At 62.7% G+C, this 490-nt stretch carries 1 protein-coding gene; it reads right to left on the reverse strand.

Features of this window, described 5'->3' with window-relative positions; translation table 11 throughout:
- A partial coding sequence (locus P0D71_RS36060; RefSeq protein ID WP_408483893.1) for an NAD(P)/FAD-dependent oxidoreductase occupies positions 1-490 on the reverse strand: 490 nt, incomplete at both ends.

Genomic DNA, 490 nt, shown 5'->3' on the forward strand with positions numbered 1-490 from the left:
GGCTTCAAAAGCGGCCTCGGCGGCCAGCATGCCGGTCTTGATCGCCGCATGCGAGCCCTTGATCCGCGATGCGTTCAGGAAGCCCGCGTCGTCGCCGACCAGTGCGCCGCCCGGGAACACGAGCTTCGGCAGCGACATCAGGCCGCCCGCCGTGATTGCCCGCGCGCCGTACGACACACGCTTGCCACCTTCGAGCACAGCGCGGATCGCCGGATGCGTCTTGTAGCGCTGGAATTCCTCGAACGGCGACAGGTACGGATTCGTGTAGCCAAGTCCGACCACAAAACCCACCACCACCTGGTTGTTATCCATGTGATAGAGGAACGAGCCACCGTACGTGTCGTTCTCCAGCGGCCAGCCAGCGGTGTGCATCACCAGACCCGGCTTGTGCTTCGACGGATCGATTTCCCACAGTTCCTTGATGCCGATACCGTAGACCTGCGGATCGACGCCTTCGCGCAGTTTGAACTTGTCATTCAGCTGACGGCCC

It is taken from the genome of Paraburkholderia sp. RL17-383-BIF-A, from assembly GCF_046028015.1.
GTDB lineage: Bacteria > Pseudomonadota > Gammaproteobacteria > Burkholderiales > Burkholderiaceae > Paraburkholderia.